This is a genomic window from Klebsiella sp. HN106, assembly GCF_051209435.1.
Classification (GTDB): domain Bacteria; phylum Pseudomonadota; class Gammaproteobacteria; order Enterobacterales; family Enterobacteriaceae; genus Klebsiella; species Klebsiella oxytoca.
Genome location: NZ_JBLURD010000002.1, coordinates 333,866 through 352,204, shown reverse-complemented (window position 1 = coordinate 352,204; position 18,339 = coordinate 333,866). Strand labels below are relative to the sequence as shown.

The 18,339-nt window shown below is 55.7% G+C and carries 18 protein-coding genes; 9 read left to right on the top strand and 9 right to left on the bottom strand.

Features of this window, described 5'->3' with window-relative positions:
* Positions 1–101: 101 nt before the first annotated feature.
* The gene (locus ACSIPU_RS08320) at positions 102–254 is read right to left on the bottom strand and encodes a hypothetical protein (protein WP_418268728.1); all 153 of its coding nucleotides are present in this window, start codon (positions 252–254) and stop codon (positions 102–104) included.
* 274 nt (positions 255–528) lie between these two features.
* Between ACSIPU_RS08320 and sdhC the strand changes: the two genes are divergently transcribed.
* The 8 genes from sdhC to sucD all read left to right on the top strand — a co-directional run bounded on the left by sdhC (position 529) and on the right by sucD (position 10,334).
* Complete coding sequence (sdhC, locus tag ACSIPU_RS08315; RefSeq protein ID WP_004100277.1) at positions 529–933, top strand: succinate dehydrogenase cytochrome b556 subunit; 405 nt, start codon at positions 529–531, stop codon at positions 931–933.
* Positions 927–1,274 (top strand): succinate dehydrogenase membrane anchor subunit, encoded by a 348-nt coding sequence (gene sdhD, locus ACSIPU_RS08310; protein ID WP_004100278.1) that lies wholly within the window; start codon positions 927–929, stop codon positions 1,272–1,274. The genes sdhC and sdhD overlap by 7 nt, the downstream gene beginning before the upstream one ends.
* Positions 1,274–3,040: a succinate dehydrogenase flavoprotein subunit gene (sdhA, locus tag ACSIPU_RS08305; RefSeq protein ID WP_004100279.1), complete on the top strand. Its 1,767-nt coding sequence runs from the start codon at positions 1,274–1,276 to the stop codon at positions 3,038–3,040. The genes sdhD and sdhA overlap by 1 nt, the downstream gene beginning before the upstream one ends.
* 15 nt (positions 3,041–3,055) lie before the next feature.
* Complete coding sequence (gene sdhB / locus ACSIPU_RS08300; protein ID WP_004100281.1) at positions 3,056–3,772, top strand: succinate dehydrogenase iron-sulfur subunit SdhB; 717 nt, start codon at positions 3,056–3,058, stop codon at positions 3,770–3,772.
* A 380-nt stretch (positions 3,773–4,152) separates the two neighbouring features.
* The gene (gene sucA, locus ACSIPU_RS08295; RefSeq protein WP_004100282.1) at positions 4,153–6,960 is read left to right on the top strand and encodes a 2-oxoglutarate dehydrogenase E1 component; all 2,808 of its coding nucleotides are present in this window, start codon (positions 4,153–4,155) and stop codon (positions 6,958–6,960) included.
* 14 nt (positions 6,961–6,974) lie between these two features.
* Positions 6,975–8,195, top strand: a complete 1,221-nt coding sequence (gene odhB, locus ACSIPU_RS08290) for a 2-oxoglutarate dehydrogenase complex dihydrolipoyllysine-residue succinyltransferase (RefSeq protein ID WP_004100284.1) — start codon at positions 6,975–6,977, stop codon at positions 8,193–8,195.
* 103 nt (positions 8,196–8,298) lie between these two features.
* A complete protein-coding gene (gene sucC / locus ACSIPU_RS08285) occupies positions 8,299–9,465 on the top strand; it encodes an ADP-forming succinate--CoA ligase subunit beta (RefSeq protein ID WP_004100286.1) in 1,167 nt (388 codons plus the stop codon).
* A complete protein-coding gene (gene sucD, locus ACSIPU_RS08280; protein ID WP_004100288.1) occupies positions 9,465–10,334 on the top strand; it encodes a succinate--CoA ligase subunit alpha in 870 nt (289 codons plus the stop codon). Before sucC ends, sucD begins: the two co-directional genes overlap by 1 nt.
* Before the next feature lie 97 nt (positions 10,335–10,431).
* Here sucD and ACSIPU_RS08275 read toward each other — a convergent pair whose 3' ends face one another.
* Genes ACSIPU_RS08275 through otnK form a run of 8 tightly spaced genes read right to left on the bottom strand, consistent with a single transcriptional unit; the run spans position 10,432 to position 17,183 of the window.
* A complete protein-coding gene (locus ACSIPU_RS08275; protein WP_023329450.1) occupies positions 10,432–11,085 on the bottom strand; it encodes an aspartate/glutamate racemase family protein in 654 nt (217 codons plus the stop codon).
* Entirely contained in the window at positions 11,082–11,501 is a 420-nt protein-coding gene (locus tag ACSIPU_RS08270) for a GlcG/HbpS family heme-binding protein (RefSeq protein ID WP_017146331.1), read from the bottom strand. The genes ACSIPU_RS08275 and ACSIPU_RS08270 overlap by 4 nt, the downstream gene beginning before the upstream one ends.
* Before the next feature lie 5 nt (positions 11,502–11,506).
* Positions 11,507–12,850, bottom strand: coding sequence for a bile acid:sodium symporter family protein (locus tag ACSIPU_RS08265; protein ID WP_004100291.1), 1,344 nt, complete (start codon positions 12,848–12,850; stop codon positions 11,507–11,509).
* A gap of 21 nt (positions 12,851–12,871) precedes the next feature.
* Positions 12,872–13,684 carry a 3-keto-5-aminohexanoate cleavage protein gene (locus ACSIPU_RS08260; protein WP_004100292.1) on the bottom strand — a complete coding sequence of 271 codons (813 nt, stop codon included), beginning with the start codon at positions 13,682–13,684 and terminating at the stop codon, positions 12,872–12,874.
* A gap of 22 nt (positions 13,685–13,706) precedes the next feature.
* Complete coding sequence (locus tag ACSIPU_RS08255) at positions 13,707–14,489, bottom strand: hydroxypyruvate isomerase family protein (RefSeq protein WP_435321853.1); 783 nt, start codon at positions 14,487–14,489, stop codon at positions 13,707–13,709.
* Positions 14,470–15,279 carry a DeoR/GlpR family DNA-binding transcription regulator gene (locus ACSIPU_RS08250; RefSeq protein ID WP_017146329.1) on the bottom strand — a complete coding sequence of 270 codons (810 nt, stop codon included), beginning with the start codon at positions 15,277–15,279 and terminating at the stop codon, positions 14,470–14,472. Before ACSIPU_RS08250 ends, ACSIPU_RS08255 begins: the two co-directional genes overlap by 20 nt.
* Before the next feature lie 6 nt (positions 15,280–15,285).
* A complete protein-coding gene (otnC, locus tag ACSIPU_RS08245; RefSeq protein ID WP_017146328.1) occupies positions 15,286–15,930 on the bottom strand; it encodes a 3-oxo-tetronate 4-phosphate decarboxylase in 645 nt (214 codons plus the stop codon).
* Positions 15,927–17,183, bottom strand: a complete 1,257-nt coding sequence (otnK, locus tag ACSIPU_RS08240) for a 3-oxo-tetronate kinase (protein ID WP_196557891.1) — start codon at positions 17,181–17,183, stop codon at positions 15,927–15,929. The genes otnC and otnK overlap by 4 nt, the downstream gene beginning before the upstream one ends.
* Positions 17,184–17,561: 378 nt before the next feature.
* On the opposite strand from otnK, the gene ACSIPU_RS08235 reads away from it, so the two are divergent.
* Positions 17,562–18,254: a helix-turn-helix transcriptional regulator gene (locus tag ACSIPU_RS08235; protein ID WP_024273927.1), complete on the top strand. Its 693-nt coding sequence runs from the start codon at positions 17,562–17,564 to the stop codon at positions 18,252–18,254.
* The last annotated feature ends 85 nt before the right edge of the window (positions 18,255–18,339 follow it).

The following is an 18,339-nucleotide window of genomic DNA, read 5'->3' as shown; positions in this document are numbered from 1 at the left end:
CGAAAGGGGCAGGGTACAGAGCAAGGGCGCTTGATGGTACGTCTTCAGCCTACGATGAAACAGCAGCAAATCAGCGTTTTAGCAGCCCGAATATTATAAAACTATATACCACTAATAACTGTCCTGATTACATCGGTCAATACTCTCTCACTGTTGCATAACTTATTCTCAGGTAAAAGAGTGACCCCATAACTTTTGCGTATTATTGCATTTATCTGGTAATGGTTGTAACAATAATGTTTAATATTTGTCAAATCAGATGATTAAAAATTAAAAATATGTTGTTATCGTGACATAGATCACTGTTCGGGAGAAAACCCGACAAACTATATGTAGGTTAATTGTAATGATTTTGTGAACGGCCTATACTGCCGCCAGGTCTCCGGAACACCCTGCAATCCCGAGCCACCCAGCGTTATTTTGTCACGCTTTAACTCCTGGAAAGGCGTTTTAACATGACTTTTAGTTATAGATAAGGACGCTGTCTGACCCGCAAGCAGACCGGAGGAAGGAAACAATAAGAACAGCATGTGGGCGTTATTCATGGTAAGAAATGTGAAAAAACAAAGACCTGTCAATCTGGATCTGCAAACGATCCGGTTCCCAATCACGGCGATAGCGTCCATTCTCCATCGCGTATCCGGAGTGATCACCTTCGTGGCGATCGGGATTCTGCTATGGCTGCTGGGCACCAGCCTTTCCTCTCCCGAAGGTTTCCTCACAGCGGCATCCATTATGGATAGCTTCTTTGTGAAATTCATCATGTGGGGCATCCTGACCGCGCTGGCGTATCACGCGGTGGTCGGTATCCGCCATCTGCTGATGGATTTTGGCTATCTTGCAGAAACTCTCGAATCAGGGACACGCTCCGCCAAAATTTCTTTTGTTATTACTGTCGTGCTTTCACTTCTCGCAGGAGTCCTCGTATGGTAAGCAACGCCTCAGCACTAGGACGCAACGGCGTACATGACTTTATTCTGGTCCGTGCTACCGCTATCGTTCTGACCCTCTACATCATCTATATGGTTGGCTTCTTTGCCACCACCGGTGAAATTTCATGGGAAGTCTGGACGGGCTTTTTCTCCTCCGCGTTCACTAAAGTCTTCACCCTGCTGGCTCTCGTTTCCATTCTGATCCACGCCTGGATCGGCATGTGGCAGGTGTTAACGGACTACGTTAAACCACTGGCCGTGCGCTTAATTCTGCAACTGCTGATCGTTGTTGCGCTGGTGGCTTACGTTCTTTATGGATTTGTTGTGGTGTGGGGTGTGTAATGAAATTGCCTGTCAGAGAATTTGATGCAGTTGTGATTGGTGCCGGTGGCGCAGGTATGCGCGCGGCGCTGCAGATTTCCCAGAGCGGCCAAAGCTGTGCGCTGCTCTCCAAAGTTTTCCCGACCCGTTCCCATACCGTTTCCGCACAGGGCGGTATCACCGTCGCGCTCGGTAATACCCATGAAGATAACTGGGAATGGCACATGTACGACACCGTTAAGGGGTCGGACTACATTGGCGATCAGGATGCCATCGAATATATGTGTAAAACCGGCCCGGAAGCGATTCTGGAGCTGGACCATATGGGTCTGCCGTTCTCGCGTCTCGATAACGGCACGATTTATCAGCGCCCGTTCGGCGGCCAGTCGAAAAACTTCGGCGGCGAGCAGGCGGCACGTACCGCTGCGGCGGCTGACCGTACCGGTCACGCCCTGCTACATACTCTCTATCAGCAGAACCTGAAAAATCACACCACGATTTTCTCCGAGTGGTACGCGCTGGATCTGGTGAAAAACGCCGATGGCGCGGTGGTCGGCTGTACCGCCCTATGCATCGAGACCGGTGAAGTGGTTTACTTCAAAGCCCGCGCTACCGTGCTGGCGACCGGCGGCGCCGGCCGTATTTACCAGTCCACCACCAATGCGCATATCAATACCGGCGACGGCGTTGGCATGGCGATCCGCGCCGGCGTTCCGGTACAGGATATGGAGATGTGGCAGTTCCACCCGACCGGTATTGCCGGGGCGGGGGTTCTGGTGACCGAAGGCTGCCGCGGCGAAGGCGGCTATCTGCTGAATAAACACGGCGAGCGCTTTATGGAGCGTTATGCGCCGAACGCGAAAGACCTGGCGGGTCGCGACGTAGTGGCGCGTTCCATCATGATCGAAATCCGTGAAGGTCGCGGCTGCGACGGTCCGTGGGGCCCGCACGCCAAGCTGAAACTCGATCACCTCGGTAAAGAAGTGCTTGAGTCCCGCCTGCCGGGTATCCTGGAACTCTCCCGTACCTTTGCCCACGTCGACCCGGTGAAAGAGCCGATTCCGGTCATTCCAACCTGCCACTATATGATGGGCGGTATTCCGACCAAAGTGAGCGGCCAGGCGCTGACCGTCAACGAGCAGGGCGAAGACGTGGTGATTCCGGGGCTGTTTGCGGTAGGCGAAATCGCCTGCGTATCGGTACACGGCGCAAACCGTCTGGGCGGCAACTCGCTGCTTGACCTGGTGGTCTTTGGCCGCGCGGTAGGTCTGCATCTGCAAGAGTCTATCGCCGAGCAGGGCGTACTGCGCGATGCGACGGATGACGAGATCGACGCTTCTCTGGAACGTCTGAACCGCTGGAACGGCAACCGGAATGGCGAAGATCCGGTCGAAATCCGCAAAGCGCTGCAAGAGTGTATGCAGCATAACTTCTCGGTATTCCGCGAAGGGGATGCGATGGCGAAGGGCCTTGAGCAGCTGAAAGCCATCCGCGAGCGTCTGAAAAACGCCCGTCTGGATGATACTTCCAGCGAGTTCAACACCCAGCGCGTTGAGTGCCTGGAGCTGGATAACCTGATGGAAACCGCTTACGCCACCGCAATGTCTGCAAATTATCGTACCGAAAGCCGCGGCGCGCATAGCCGCTTCGACTTCCCGGATCGTGATGATGAAAACTGGCTGTGCCATTCCCTGTATCTGCCAGAGTCGGAATCCATGACGCGTCGTAGCGTCAATATGGAACCGAAACTGCGTCCGGCATTCCCGCCGAAGATTCGTACTTATTAATGCGGAGACAGGAATATGAAACTCGAGTTTTCAGTTTATCGTTATAACCCGGACGTAGACGATGCTCCGCGTATGCAGGATTACACCCTGGAAGCGGAAGAGGGTCGTGACATGATGCTGCTGGATGCGTTAATCCAGCTGAAAGAGAAAGATCCGTCGCTGTCGTTCCGTCGCTCCTGTCGTGAAGGGGTATGCGGTTCCGACGGTCTGAACATGAACGGTAAAAATGGTCTGGCGTGCATCACGCCGATCTCCGCGCTGAATCAGCCGGGTAAGAAAATTGTTATCCGTCCGCTGCCAGGATTACCGGTTATCCGTGATTTGGTGGTAGACATGGGGCAATTCTATGCACAATATGAGAAGATTAAGCCTTACTTATTGAATAATGGGCAAAATCCTCCGGCTCGTGAGCATCTGCAGACGCCAGAGCAGCGTGAGAAACTCGATGGTTTGTACGAGTGTATTCTCTGCGCATGTTGTTCGACTTCTTGCCCGTCGTTCTGGTGGAACCCGGACAAGTTTATCGGCCCGGCTGGCCTGCTGGCCGCGTATCGCTTCCTGATCGACAGCCGCGATACCGAAACCAGCGATCGCCTCGAAGGGCTGAGCGATGCTTTCAGCGTATTCCGCTGTCACAGCATTATGAACTGCGTCAGTGTGTGTCCTAAGGGGCTGAACCCGACGCGCGCCATCGGCCATATTAAGTCGATGCTGCTGCAGCGCAGTGCGTAAGTAACCCGGTCTGTCCCGGATGGCGCTACCGCGTATCCGGGCAATCCGAAGCAGTAGCCCCGGCAAGCGTTCGCGCCGCCGGGGGATATAGCAGGAAATCTTTAAAAACCGCCAAATATGTACCAGTAATCAAGGCGTTCAGAGCGAGGTAAGGCGGCAACTGAACGCATCCCCGGGAGCATAGTGAACTATGTGACCGGGGTAAGTGAAGGCAGCTAACGCAACCGCAGCCTGAACGCCGAAGATTAATGGCAGTTTTTAAAGGTTCCTTAGCGGACGAAACCACAACTCCTCCGCAACAAGTGAACCCCGGCACGTACAACTTCTGTGCGTGGTAGTTTCTACGGCGAAATAAGCATATAAATGCTTAAGGGATCACGATGCAGAACGGCGCAATGAAAGCCTGGCTGGACTCTTCTTACCTCTCTGGTTCGAACCAGAGCTGGATAGAACAGCTCTATGAAGACTTCTTAACCGATCCTGACTCTGTTGACGCCAACTGGCGTTCTATGTTCCAGCAGTTACCTGGCACCGGAGTCAAACCGGATCAATTTCATTCCAAAACGCGTGATTATTTCCGCCGCCTGGCGAAGGATGCCTCGCGTTACACTTCTTCGATTTCCGACCCTGACACCAATGTGAAGCAGGTTAAAGTCCTGCAGCTCATCAACGCATACCGCTTCCGTGGTCACCAGCATGCGAATCTCGATCCGCTGGGACTGTGGCAGCAAGAGAGAGTGGCGGATCTCGATCCGGCTTACCACGATCTGACCGAGGCCGATTTCCAGGAGATCTATAACGTAGGTTCTTTCGCCATCGGCAAAGATACGATGAAGCTGGGCGATCTGATCTCCGCCCTTAAGCAGACCTACTGCGGCTCCATCGGCGCGGAATATATGCATATTACCTCCACCGAAGAAAAACGCTGGATCCAGCAGCGCATTGAGTCGGTAGCAGGCAAAGCGAACTTTAGCGCCGAAGAGAAAAAACGCTTCCTCAGCGAATTGACCGCGGCGGAAGGCCTGGAGCGCTACCTCGGCGCGAAATTCCCGGGCGCTAAACGCTTCTCGCTGGAAGGCGGCGACGCGCTGATCCCGATGCTGAAAGAGATTATCCGCCACGCGGGTAAGAGCGGCACCCGCGAAGTGGTGCTGGGTATGGCGCACCGCGGACGTCTGAACGTGCTGGTCAACGTGCTGGGTAAAAAACCGCAGGACCTGTTCGACGAGTTCGCCGGTAAACATAAAGAACACCTCGGCACCGGTGACGTGAAGTACCACATGGGCTTCTCTTCCGATATGGAAACCGAAGGCGGGCTGGTGCACCTGGCGCTGGCGTTTAACCCGTCGCATCTGGAAATCGTCAGCCCGGTGGTTATCGGCTCCGTCCGCGCTCGTCTCGATCGTCTCGACGAACCGAGCAGCAACAAAGTTCTGCCGATCACCATTCACGGCGACGCCGCGGTAACCGGCCAGGGCGTGGTTCAGGAAACCCTGAACATGTCCAAAGCGCGCGGTTACGAAGTCGGCGGTACCGTACGCATCGTTATCAACAACCAGGTGGGTTTCACCACTTCCAACCCGCTGGATGCGCGTTCTACCCCGTACTGTACCGATATTGGTAAAATGGTCCAGGCGCCTATTTTCCACGTGAATGCCGATGATCCGGAAGCGGTCGCTTTCGTGACTCGCCTGGCGCTGGACTTCCGTAACACCTTTAAACGCGATGTCTTCATCGACCTGGTGTGCTACCGCCGTCACGGCCACAACGAAGCCGACGAGCCGAGCGCAACCCAGCCGCTGATGTATCAGAAAATCAAAAAGCATCCGACCCCGCGCAAAATCTACGCTGACAAGCTGGAAGCGGATAACGTCGCGACGCTGGAAGACGCCACTGAGCAGGTTAACCTCTACCGCGACGCGCTGGATGCCGGCGAATGCGTGGTGAAGGAGTGGCGTCCGATGAATATGCACTCCTTTACCTGGTCTCCGTACCTCAACCACGAGTGGGATGAGAGCTATCCGGACAAAGTTGAACCTAAGCGTCTGCAGGAGCTGGCAAAACGCATCAGTACGGTGCCGGAAGCCGTTGAAATGCAGTCGCGCGTGGCGAAAATCTACGGCGATCGTCAGCTTATGGCCGCCGGCGAGAAGATGTTTGACTGGGGCGGCGCGGAAAACCTCGCCTACGCCACGCTGGTCGATGAAGGCATTTCGGTGCGTCTGTCCGGCGAAGACTCCGGGCGCGGAACCTTCTTCCACCGCCATGCGGTGATTCACAACCAGAAAAATGGCTCAACCTATACGCCGCTGCAGCACGTGCACAACGGCCAGGGCCATTTTAAAGTCTGGGACTCCGTGCTGTCGGAAGAAGCAGTGCTGGCGTTTGAATACGGCTACGCCACCGCTGAGCCGCGCACCCTGACCATCTGGGAAGCGCAGTTCGGCGACTTCGCCAACGGCGCGCAGGTGGTCATCGACCAGTTCATCAGCTCCGGCGAGCAGAAATGGGGCCGTATGTGCGGCCTGGTGATGCTGCTGCCGCACGGCTACGAAGGCCAGGGCCCGGAGCACTCCTCCGCGCGTCTGGAGCGCTATCTGCAGCTCTGCGCTGAGCAGAATATGCAGGTTTGCGTACCGTCCACCCCGGCGCAGGTTTACCATATGCTTCGTCGCCAGGCGCTGCGCGGCATGCGTCGTCCGCTGATCGTGATGTCGCCGAAATCGCTGCTACGTCACCCGCTGGCGGTATCAAGCATGGACGAACTGGCTAACGGCACTTTCCAGCCAGCGATCGGTGAAATCGACCAGCTCGATCCGAAAGCAGTGAAGCGGGTTGTGCTGTGCTCTGGTAAGGTTTACTACGACCTGCTGGAACAGCGTCGTAAAAACGAGCAAAAAGATGTCGCTATCGTTCGCATAGAGCAGCTCTATCCGTTCCCGCATCAGGCGGTACAGGAAGCGCTGAAGCCTTATGCGCACGTGCATGATTTTGTCTGGTGCCAGGAAGAACCGCTCAACCAGGGCGCGTGGTACTGCAGCCAGCATCACTTCCGTGAAGTGATTCCGTTTGGGGCCTCTCTGCGTTATGCAGGCCGCCCGGCCTCCGCCTCTCCGGCGGTAGGATACCTGTCCGTTCACCAGAAACAGCAACAAGATCTGGTCAATGACGCGCTGAACGTCGATTAATTAAAGGATACATAATGAGTAGCGTAGATATTCTGGTTCCCGACCTGCCTGAGTCCGTAGCTGACGCAACGGTTGCCACCTGGCATAAAAAACCGGGCGATGCGGTTGTTCGTGACGAAGTGCTGGTAGAAATCGAAACTGACAAAGTGGTACTGGAAGTACCGGCTTCAGCGGATGGCATTCTGGACGCGGTGATTGAAGACGAAGGCGCCACCGTGCTTTCCCGTCAGATCCTCGGCCGCCTGCGCGAAGGTAACAGCGCGGGCAAAGAGTCCGGAGCGAAAGCTGATGCTAAAGAGTCGACTCCGGCCCAGCGTCAGCAGGCTTCTCTGGAAGAGCAAAATAACGATGCGCTGAGCCCGGCAATCCGCCGTCTGCTGGCGGAACACAGTCTCGACGCGGCAGCCATTAAAGGCACCGGCGTTGGCGGCCGTCTGACCCGCGAAGACGTTGAGAAACACCTGGCGAAAGCGCCAGCGAAGGCGGAGGCCCCGGCCGCAGCGCCAGCCGCTGCTCCGGCTCCACAGCTGGGCAATCGCTCTGAAAAACGCGTGCCGATGACCCGTCTGCGCAAGCGCGTTGCCGAGCGTCTGCTGGAAGCGAAAAATTCTACCGCCATGCTGACGACCTTCAACGAAGTCAACATGAAGCCGATTATGGATCTGCGTAAGCAGTACGGCGAAGCGTTTGAAAAACGTCACGGTATCCGTCTGGGCTTTATGTCCTTCTACGTGAAGGCGGTAGTGGAAGCGCTGAAGCGCTACCCGGAAGTGAACGCCTCTATCGATGGCGATGACGTGGTGTACCACAACTACTTCGACGTCAGCATGGCGGTCTCTACGCCGCGCGGCCTGGTAACGCCGGTTCTGCGCGATGTCGACCTGCTGGGCATGGCGGATATCGAGAAGAAAATTAAAGAGCTGGCAGTAAAAGGCCGCGACGGCAAGCTGACCGTAGACGATCTGACCGGCGGTAACTTCACCATTACCAACGGCGGCGTATTCGGTTCACTGATGTCCACGCCGATCATCAACCCGCCGCAGAGCGCGATTCTGGGTATGCATGCCATTAAAGATCGCCCGATGGCGGTGAATGGTAAGGTAGAAATTCTGCCGATGATGTACCTGGCGCTCTCCTACGACCACCGTCTGATCGACGGACGTGAATCGGTAGGCTACCTGGTAGCGATTAAAGAGCTGCTGGAAGACCCGACTCGTCTGCTGCTGGACGTGTAGTCAGCAAGAGTATTACCTACCGTAGGCCGGATAACGCGCCCTGGCGCCGTTATCAGGCCTACAGGTTTAAAGATAATTATTCCCTGAAGGATGGACTGAACACATGAACTTACATGAATATCAGGCAAAACAACTTTTTGCCCGCTATGGCTTACCGGCGCCGGTGGGTTATGCCTGTACTACTCCGCGTGAAGCAGAAGAAGCCGCTTCTAAAATCGGCGCGGGTCCGTGGGTAGTGAAATGTCAGGTTCACGCTGGTGGCCGCGGTAAAGCGGGCGGTGTGAAGGTAGTAAAAAGCAAAGAAGACATTCGCGCATTTGCTGAGCACTGGCTGGGCAAACGTCTCGTCACCTATCAAACAGATGCGAACGGCCAGCCGGTTAACCAGATTCTGGTTGAAGCCGCGACCGATATCGATAAAGAGCTATACCTGGGCGCGGTAGTTGACCGCAGCTCCCGTCGCGTGGTCTTCATGGCCTCCACCGAAGGCGGCGTGGAAATCGAAAAAGTGGCGGAAGAGACTCCGCATCTGATCCACAAGATCGCCCTCGATCCGCTGGCGGGCCCGATGCCTTACCAGGGTCGTGAACTGGCGTTTAAACTGGGTCTGGAAGGTAAACAGGTTCAGCAGTTCACTAAAATTTTCATGGGCCTGGCGACCATTTTCCTTGAGCGCGACCTGGCGCTGATCGAGATCAACCCGCTGGTTATCACCAAACAGGGCGATCTGATCTGCCTCGACGGCAAGCTGGGCGCTGACGGCAACGCGCTGTTCCGCCAGCCGGATCTGCGCGAAATGCGCGACCAGTCGCAGGAAGATCCGCGCGAAGCGCAGGCTGCGCAGTGGGAACTGAACTACGTCGCGCTGGACGGCAACATTGGTTGCATGGTTAACGGCGCGGGCCTGGCGATGGGCACCATGGACATCGTTAAGCTGCACGGCGGCGAACCGGCTAACTTCCTTGACGTTGGCGGCGGCGCAACCAAAGAGCGCGTCACTGAAGCGTTCAAAATCATCCTCTCTGATGACAACGTAAAAGCGGTTCTGGTTAACATCTTCGGCGGTATTGTACGCTGCGACCTGATTGCCGACGGCATCATCGGCGCGGTTGCCGAAGTGGGCGTTAACGTACCGGTAGTCGTACGTCTGGAAGGTAACAACGCCGAACTGGGCGCGAAGAAACTGGCTGACAGCGGCCTGAATATTATTGCAGCGAAAAGTCTGACGGATGCAGCTCAGCAGGTTGTTGCCGCAGTGGAGGGGAAATAATGTCCGTTTTAATTAATAAAGACACCAAGGTTATCTGCCAGGGTTTCACCGGTAGCCAGGGCACATTCCACTCTGAACAAGCCATCGCTTACGGTACGCAAATGGTCGGCGGCGTCACCCCGGGCAAAGGCGGCACCACGCATCTGGGCCTGCCGGTATTCAATACCGTTCGCGAAGCGGTCGAAGCCACCGGCGCAACCGCATCCGTCATCTACGTTCCGGCGCCGTTCTGCAAAGATTCTATTCTGGAAGCTATCGATGCTGGCATTAAGCTGATTATCACCATCACCGAAGGTATCCCGACGCTGGATATGCTGACCGTGAAAGTGAAGCTCGACGAAGCGGGCGTGCGCATGATCGGGCCGAACTGCCCGGGCGTGATCACTCCGGGCGAATGCAAAATCGGCATCATGCCGGGCCACATTCACCAGCCGGGTAAAGTGGGCATCGTTTCCCGTTCCGGTACCCTGACCTATGAAGCGGTTAAGCAGACCACCGACTACGGCTTTGGTCAGTCCACCTGCGTGGGCATCGGCGGCGACCCGATTCCGGGATCCAACTTCATCGATATCCTGAAACTGTTCCAGGAAGATCCGCAGACCGAAGCGATTGTGATGATCGGTGAGATCGGCGGTAGCGCGGAAGAAGAAGCGGCCGCTTACATCAAAGATCACGTGACCAAACCGGTTGTCGGCTACATCGCCGGCGTGACCGCGCCGAAAGGCAAACGTATGGGGCACGCGGGTGCCATCATTGCGGGTGGTAAAGGGACGGCGGATGAAAAATTCGCCGCTCTGGAAGCCGCTGGCGTGAAAACCGTTCGCAGCCTGGCCGATATCGGCGAAGCGCTGAAAACCGTCATTAAGTAATAAGTAAAAAAACAGCCCTGACTTTCTGCATGGTCAAGGGCTGGTCCAGTTTCGACATGGTTGGCCATCTGATGATGGCCTTTTTTTTGCCCGTAACTCAGCTCTCCGCCAGCGCTTTCAGCCAGCGAATCCCGCTTTCTGGTGAGGTCATGACCGGTACCGGCGGGGCAGGGAGCTGCTGCAATACCCGGGCCATCGAGGCTTGCGCCAGCATCACTACATCCGCCTGGCTAAACGCGCTTTGTAGCCCTTCACTGACGATTCGGTCATGGGTATCCATATCGCCTGCCAGCAGCGCGTGGAATGCCTCTTCCATTAATATGGGGGTAATGGCGCGCGGCTTACCGCTCTCCTGTACTTTGCGCTGGACGTAATCCAGCGTCGGCTTTAGCGTGGTCGCTACGGTTGCCAGCACGGCGATACGCTCGCCTTTTTCAATCGCTTCTTCGACCATCGCGCTGTCAATACGGGCGAGCTGAAGCGGCGTGAGAAACTGGCACTGTTCCACCGCCGTGCCAATAGAAGAGCAGGCGGTAATGAAAATATCGCAGTCCGCTTTTTCGGCAATATGCACGTAGTCGGCAATGCGGGCGGCAATATTCGGCGTTACCCCTCCGGCCTTCATTACCTGCTTGATCATGGATTCTTCCACCAGATGCATGACTTCCACTTCCGGCATGATATCGGCAATCAGCTGCTGCATCATCGCGAGCGTCGCTGAACTGGTGTGCAGCATAGCGATCTTTTTCATTGGGCTATCTCCTTAAGCAAATTTTCTGCGACGGCCAGCGCCGCGTCGTGATCTTCCTGTGCCGATAGCCCGCCTACCGCGACGGCGCCGAGACATTTACCGTCGTACAGAAGCGGGACCCCGCCGGGCAGGGCGGTAAAATGCGGATCGGCAAAGTAACTGATGTCCAGCTGCTCTTTTTGCAGGCGCTGTAAAAATGCCTGCGTGGTACAGCCGAGGCGACTGCTGGTATGCGCCTTGCGCTGGGTAAGTTCAATGGTTAACAATTTGGCATTGTCCATCCGCGCGAAGCTGAGCAGCTCCCCGCTGGCGTCGCACACCGCTACGCTTAGCGGGCGCTTTGCATAGCAGGAGTCAGCGAGGTCAAGCGCGAACGCTACGGCGCGTAAAGCCTGTTCCAGAGTGATAGTCGTCATGGTGATTATCCTTTTGAAAGATGTTCAGAAACGGTTTGAGCGGGGTTGTTCGCGGCGGCCTGCGCCTGTCGGGCGTCCTTTTTGCGCCAGTAGTTCGCCAGCAGCGAGCCGCTGACGTTGCCAAGCGGAGTCATCACCGCGGAAGCAAGGCCCACTGTTGCCAGCTTGCCCATCGCGGCGGCAAGCCCCGACGCCATTCCGCCGTTTTGCAGTCCGACTTCAAAGGCCACGGTACGGGCGGACTGTACGTCCATGCGAAAGATCCAGCGACTCATCAGATAGCCAATCAGGAAACCGCCGAGGTTATGCATCAGCATGGCGAAACAGAGCAGGAAGCCGACCTGCACCAGGTTGTCGCGTCCCGCAGCGGCGGCGGTGGTCGTGAAGAAAATAATCCCTATCATCGAGATAGTCGGCATGATTTTCTTAATACCTTCAACGCGACCATACAGCCAGTTGTAAAACAGCGCCCAGACGAGACCGCCAGCCACGAAGTTGACAACCACGGCGTACATTTGCGCTTCGGCGCCGGCGCTGGCGAACAGCGTGTTCCAGCCTCCGGCGCTCATATACAGCAGCCACAGGGCGCCGAGCCCGGCCAGTCCCTGCACAATACGGCGGCCGCGTATACTGGCGTAGGTTTTCAGGTAGTCGTGTAAGATCGCCGCGCCGATCGGGATGAGCACGATTTTCACCACGTCCATCACCATTGCGGTCAGCTGAATATCGATCATCGAGCCCGCCAGCAGGTTAACCCACAGCGGCGTCATCACCGTGGCCGCCAGGGTTGATACTGCCGCTATCGATACCGCCAGCGCCAGGTTAGCGTTGGCGATGTAAACCATCACCGTCGAAGAGAGGCCGCTGGGACACGCGCCAATCAGCAGGATGCCCACCGCGACTTCCGGCGGAAAGTTGAAGACCAGGGTAATGGTCAGGCCGAGCAGGGGCATAATGACAAAATGGCAGAAGGTACCGATAAACACCGCCCATGGCATTTTGGCGACATCGATAAAATCCTGGATCGTCAGCTTGGTGCCCATGCTGAACATAGTGGCCTGGATGACCAGGAAAACGATCCATTTATGGGTGATGTTAAAGCCGCCCCAGACGATCAGATCCGTAGACCAGGTCATCGCGGCAACGAAACCGGCGATGATCCACAAGGTAAACTGATAGCTGCGTAACCCCGGCCAGTATCCTGCTCCCGCCGCAAAACCGGCGGTGAACATCACCAGCCCAGGCTGCCAGAGCGCGGGTGAATGCATCAGCGCGCCAACCGCCACCAGGGCGGCACCGGCGATGCTGACGCCGAGACCGGTTTTGTGAATAACAGTGGTCATAGTCATAGCGAAATGTCCTTTCTGTTGTTATTGCTGCCGGGGGGGAATAGATAACATTTGCCGCGCAATGTCGGGCGTGGCGACTTTCTTATCCATGCTGCGAATCAGGGTGGCGAGTTTGGCGACCTGCTGATGGTTATTCTGGGCTTTTTCTTCCGCGCTTAAATAATAGCTATCCTCAAAGCCAATTCGAACCTCGCTGGCGCCCATGGCGACTGCGGCAGCGATAATGTCGAAATTCTTTCTGCCAAAATGTGTTATTCCCCATAAGGCCTCGCGGGGGAGCATGCTGCGCATGGCAATTAATGTATCAATCGTGGCGGGGGTAGTGCCGCGATGCCCCAGTACAATATTAAACAGCATCGGGGTTTTGAATTTTATATTTTCCTGCAGAGCAAGGATATTATTAATCATGCCAATTTCGAAAACTTCAAACTCGGGAATTATGTTATGCGCGATGATTTGTCTTGCACAATATTCGACGTCCGGGCCGGGATTAAAGTAAACGGCATCGCCAAGGTTAACGGAGCCGACGTTAAGCGACGCCATCTCCACTCCTGAGCAGGCCAGGGGCGCGCAGCGTTCGGCGATGGACAGCGAAGAGACGCCGCCGGTAGAGGCCTGAATTATCAGGTTTGAGTGGCGCATCACAGGGTCGATTGTGGCCTGAAAATCGACGGTGTCCGGCGTCAGACGCCCCTGCTTATCACGGACGTGCAGATGAACAATCGCCGCGCCATATTCTACGCTGGCGAGTATTTCCTGCGCCAGTTCTTCGGGTATGACTCGAGGGCAATCCGCGGCAACGGGTGCCAGCGAGATAATAACGGTATCCGACATATTTTCCTCCGGTACAGAGAGATTAAAATTCCAGGTAAGGCGTTATCCAGCGTAATGATTCGGGGCCTGATGTTGAGGGTTGATATTCACAACCAATCCAGCCCCTGTAGTTCATTTTTTTAATAAAATCGAATAACCATGCTTCATTTAATTCGCCGGTCCCAGGTTCATGGCGATAAGGAACGGAAGCAATTTGAATATGTTTGATAAGCGTAAAGTAGCGTTCAATATTTTTGGCGACGTTGCCGTGAATTTTCTGGCAATGATAAATATCAAACTGTAAACCGATATTGTTCCTGGCGACCTGGTCAATGATTGCTGCGGCCAGCGGAAAGCTATCAATAAAATAGCCGGGCATATCCTGCGAGTTTAATGGTTCAATCAGCACGTCTATTCCCGCAACAGCCAGCACATCGCAGGCGATACGCAGCCTGTTGCGCAAGAGCTCAAGCTGGGCCTGATGCGTCAGAGCGTCGCAGCGCAAGCCCGCCATAACTTGAACCCGGCGGCAGCCCAACGCCGTGGCATAATGACGAGCCCGCTCCAGACTGCGGTGAAACTCCTCTTCGCGCCCGGGTAGCGCTGCCAGCCCGCGTTCACCCTGAGACCAGTTGCCTGCCGGAGCGTTCATCAGCACCAGCGGTAGAGACGTTTGCCGCTGTGCCGCCTGCAGCTGTTCCAGCGGGTGTTGCCAGAGAAATAGCCCTTCAATACCGTGAAAACCGGCCGCTTTTGCCGCCTGGAAACGGGCCGCTATCGGTAAATCGGTAAATAGCCAGTCGAGGTTAGCCGCGAGCTTCAGCATGATGCGCTCCCTCCCGGCTATCTACCAGATGCAGTTTCACCCCCTGGCTGGCAATAGTGTGTTGCGCATCCTCCGGTAGCCGGTTATCAGAAACAATATCGGTCAATTGCTCCAGCCCGCAGATATGGAACATGCCGTATTTGCCAAATTTACTGCTATCGCAGACCAGTACCCGACGCCGGGAAACGGTGAGCACCGCCTCCTTGACCGAGGCTTTCCCTTCGCTCGGCGTTGACATCCCGCGTTCGGTATCCCACGAAGAGGAGCTCAGAAACGCCACGTCAATATTAATGGTGCGAAGAAAGCTGGCGGCGCTTTTACCAATGCTTGAGCGGTTGCGCTGGTCCACCAGGCCGCCGGTGTGATAGAGCGTGATATGCGGCATATCCATCAGGTAGTGGCTGATGGAAAAGTCGTTGGTGACGACCGTCAGGTTAAAACAGCGGCTGGCGGCCACCGCTTTCGCCACTTCAAACAACGAGGTGCCGGCATCGAGGTAGAGCGTTTGACCCGGCTCGATGAGCATCGCCGCCAGCTGGCCCATTTTGCGTTTTACTTCATGATGCAACTCCGCTTTCTCTCGCCACGGCAGCTCGGATTTAAGCAGGTTATTGAGCTTTACGCCGCCGTTAATGGCGATAACCTTGCCTTCTTCTTCCAGCAACTGAATGTCGCGGCGTACCGTCATATGCGACACGCTCATCAGCTCCGCCAGTTCATTGAAGGAGGCGGCGTTTTTTTCATGCACGTAGCGGTAAATAAAGTCGCGCCGTTGTTCCGGGATCATCATCGCACCTCAGGCCGGTCGGGATTGTTCGAGTTCGGCCACCGCTGCTTCTGAGAGCGGGACATAGCCGAGCGGTTTTAAGGTCAGCCAGATACGGGCGCTGTCTTCCAGTTCTTCGGCGTTAAACACCGCCTCGCGCAGCGAGCGACCGCTCACTACCGGCCCGTGGTTGGCCAGTAGCGCCGCCGTATGGTCTGCGGCGATGTCACTGAGCGCGCTGGCAATGCCCTCGTGTCCGGGTTTGAAATAGGGCAGCAGCGGCAGCCGTCCGACGCGCATCACGTAGTACGGCGTTAGCGGCGGCAGGCAGTTTTCCGGCGTGGCGCACGGTAGACAGGAGAGCGCGGTCAGCCACGGAGAGTGCAGATGTACTACGGCCCCGCAGGAAGGCCGGTGGCGGTACCACGCCAGATGCATAGGGACCTCTTTTGACGGCTTATCGCCGCTGAGATGCACGCCATCGGCATCCAGTCGACTCAGGGTGGCGGCCTGCAGTTCACCCAGACAGGAATTGGTTGGGGTCACCAGATAGCCGCCGTCCGGCAGCTTCACGCTGAGATTGCCGGAACCGCCGCTGCTGTAGCCGCGCATAAACAGCGAGCGCCCATAGTGGACCAGCTGTTCGCGGAGTTGGTGTTCACTCACCGGATTCATGATGGATACTCCTGGGTCGTAAAAAAGAAATCTTCGTCGCCAAAGTTGCCTGACTTCAGGGCCAGCGCCAGGCCGGAGGAGAAGACCCAAGGTACGCCCGGCGCGATCGCTCTGCCGACGGCCAGGCGCTTCACCTGTAGCGCTTCCACGACGGTGCCGGAGGTTTCTCCGCCAGCGACAATAAAGGTGTTGACGCCTGCGGCCAGAAGTTTGGCGCTCAGCCGGGCGAAAGTGCGTTCGATTGCCCGACTGGCGGCCTGTTCGCCGTATTCCTGCTGAATGCGCTGTAGCGCCTCTGGCGGCTGGGTGGCATAAAGTAGCGGCGCGAGCGGGTCGTTGATATGCGCCATCGCCCAGGTAGACAGCTCGTCGCTGTAGCTTTCGGTATCCGACAGGCAGCGGGCAACGTCAAGCAAACAGGATGCCGCCTGGGCTTTATAGCGGTTGACCTGGCGGTTGCTCATCGTCGAACAGCTGCCGGAGAACACGACTGCTCTGGCGGGAGAGGGAAAGCGGTGCGGCGACGCAACAGGATGACCACCAGCGTTAGCGGCCAGCGCGCCGCCGAGACCGGAACCTCCGGCCAGCAGCGGATACTCCTGCAGCGCCTGAGCCAGGGTATGGAGATCGGTGTCGTCCAGCGTATCGACAATCACATGGCGCGTTCCTTCAATCTGATAGCGTTCTAAGGCGCAAGTGACCGCTTCCACACCGCTGCGAATCGTATTGAGAGCAATGTGCCCAACCGGGCTGGCCGTCTGCGCGGCCAGCAGGCGCGGTACGCTGGCATCGGTCATCGGATTTAGCGGATGTTTTTCCATACCGGATTCGTTAAGCAGCACCCCGTTCACAAACAGATGGCCGTGGACCACCGTGCGCCCATTTTGCGGCAGAGCGGGGCAGTGAACGATTAGCGGGGCCTGAATGTCGTTCATCAGCGCATCGCTTACCGGGCCGATGTTGCCCGCCGGCGTGGAGTCAAAGGTTGAGCAATACTTGAAATAGAGCTGGCGGACGCCGGCGTTTTGTCTTAGCCAGCGGGCGCAGGCCAGGGACTGGGCGACGGCCTGTTCTGCCGGTAAAGCGCGGCTCTTCAACGAGATGACGATAGCGTCAACCTCTTCGTTCCAGCACTGAGTGATATCGGGCATGCCGGGCAGCAGCGCGACTCGCCAGCCCTGTTCAGCCATAAAGCTTGCTATATCCGTTGCGCCGGTAAAATCGTCGGCGATAACGCCTGTAGTGACGGCCATGGATCCACTCCGTTCAAGTTGTTTTCACATTGAACCTATTATTCAGGAGGGCATTTCACATTCACATGATGATTCTCACAAACAACAACATCACGAAAACGCATGGTATTTTTATAACTGTATGAAATATAACAATTAATCATTTGTCGGTCAGAAATTTGTGCTCACAGTTTTCTGTGAAGATTCGTTAAAGTTTGAGAACGCTGGCCGCCTGAGCGCGGGCAGCTCTCAGGCATCGACCTCCTGAACCGGCGTAACGGTTGTGCATTTTGATCATATTCATCTGTTTAAATGAGATTATTTTTTGCGTCAGTCATCATCCTTTTTATCCGTAATATTTTGCATATTAACCGCTTGCAAAAGCTTACGGAGAATAAGATGGCGGAAAATAAAAGGGATAATGGCATCGTTTTTTTTAGTTCGTTAACAGATGTTTTTTCGCGGGCAACGGGGCTGACGGCGACGGTTATTAAGGTAACCGACGGTCGCTTGCCCGATTGCTATGCGGGGGCAGAGTTCTTTTCCCTACCGCTGGTTCAAAGCAATAAAATATGCGGGTATATTATTTTTGACCATCGAGCAGCAACCGATAATAATCATCGCTCGGCGGCGATAAGGCTTCTGCATTTCATCGTTAGTCATTACTCAGCGATGGAAGAAGCAGAGGAGGAAGGTGCGAGACTGGCGCGACAAAAGAGCACTTTTTATTATGCGCAAAAATCGCCGCATGAAATAAAACTGGCGGCTGCGCTGCGCTATATTGATGAACATTTATATGATGAGCTGTCTCTGGAATCTGTTGCCGCCCATGTTTGTCTCAGCGCTAACTACTTCAGCCGTTTTTTTAAAAAGCGTCAGGGCGTAAATTTTAAGGTGTGGGTCAATCAGAAGAAAATGCAGCGTGCCGGAGAGCTGCTGGGGGACCCGGCTAATTCCATAGACAGCGTGGCGCGTAAGCTTCAGTTTGCGCAAACCAGCTACTTTTGCCGGGTGTTCCGCGCTGCTCACCGCACGACCCCCCAGTCGTTCCGCGAACGGAACCTCTGGAGATCTTCACCTCGCATCGGTTAGCCTCGAATTCAGGCTAATACAGATTTTTCCTGGAGCATTCATAATGTGTGCCCGATCGCGGAATTTTTCAATTATGCCCATGGTC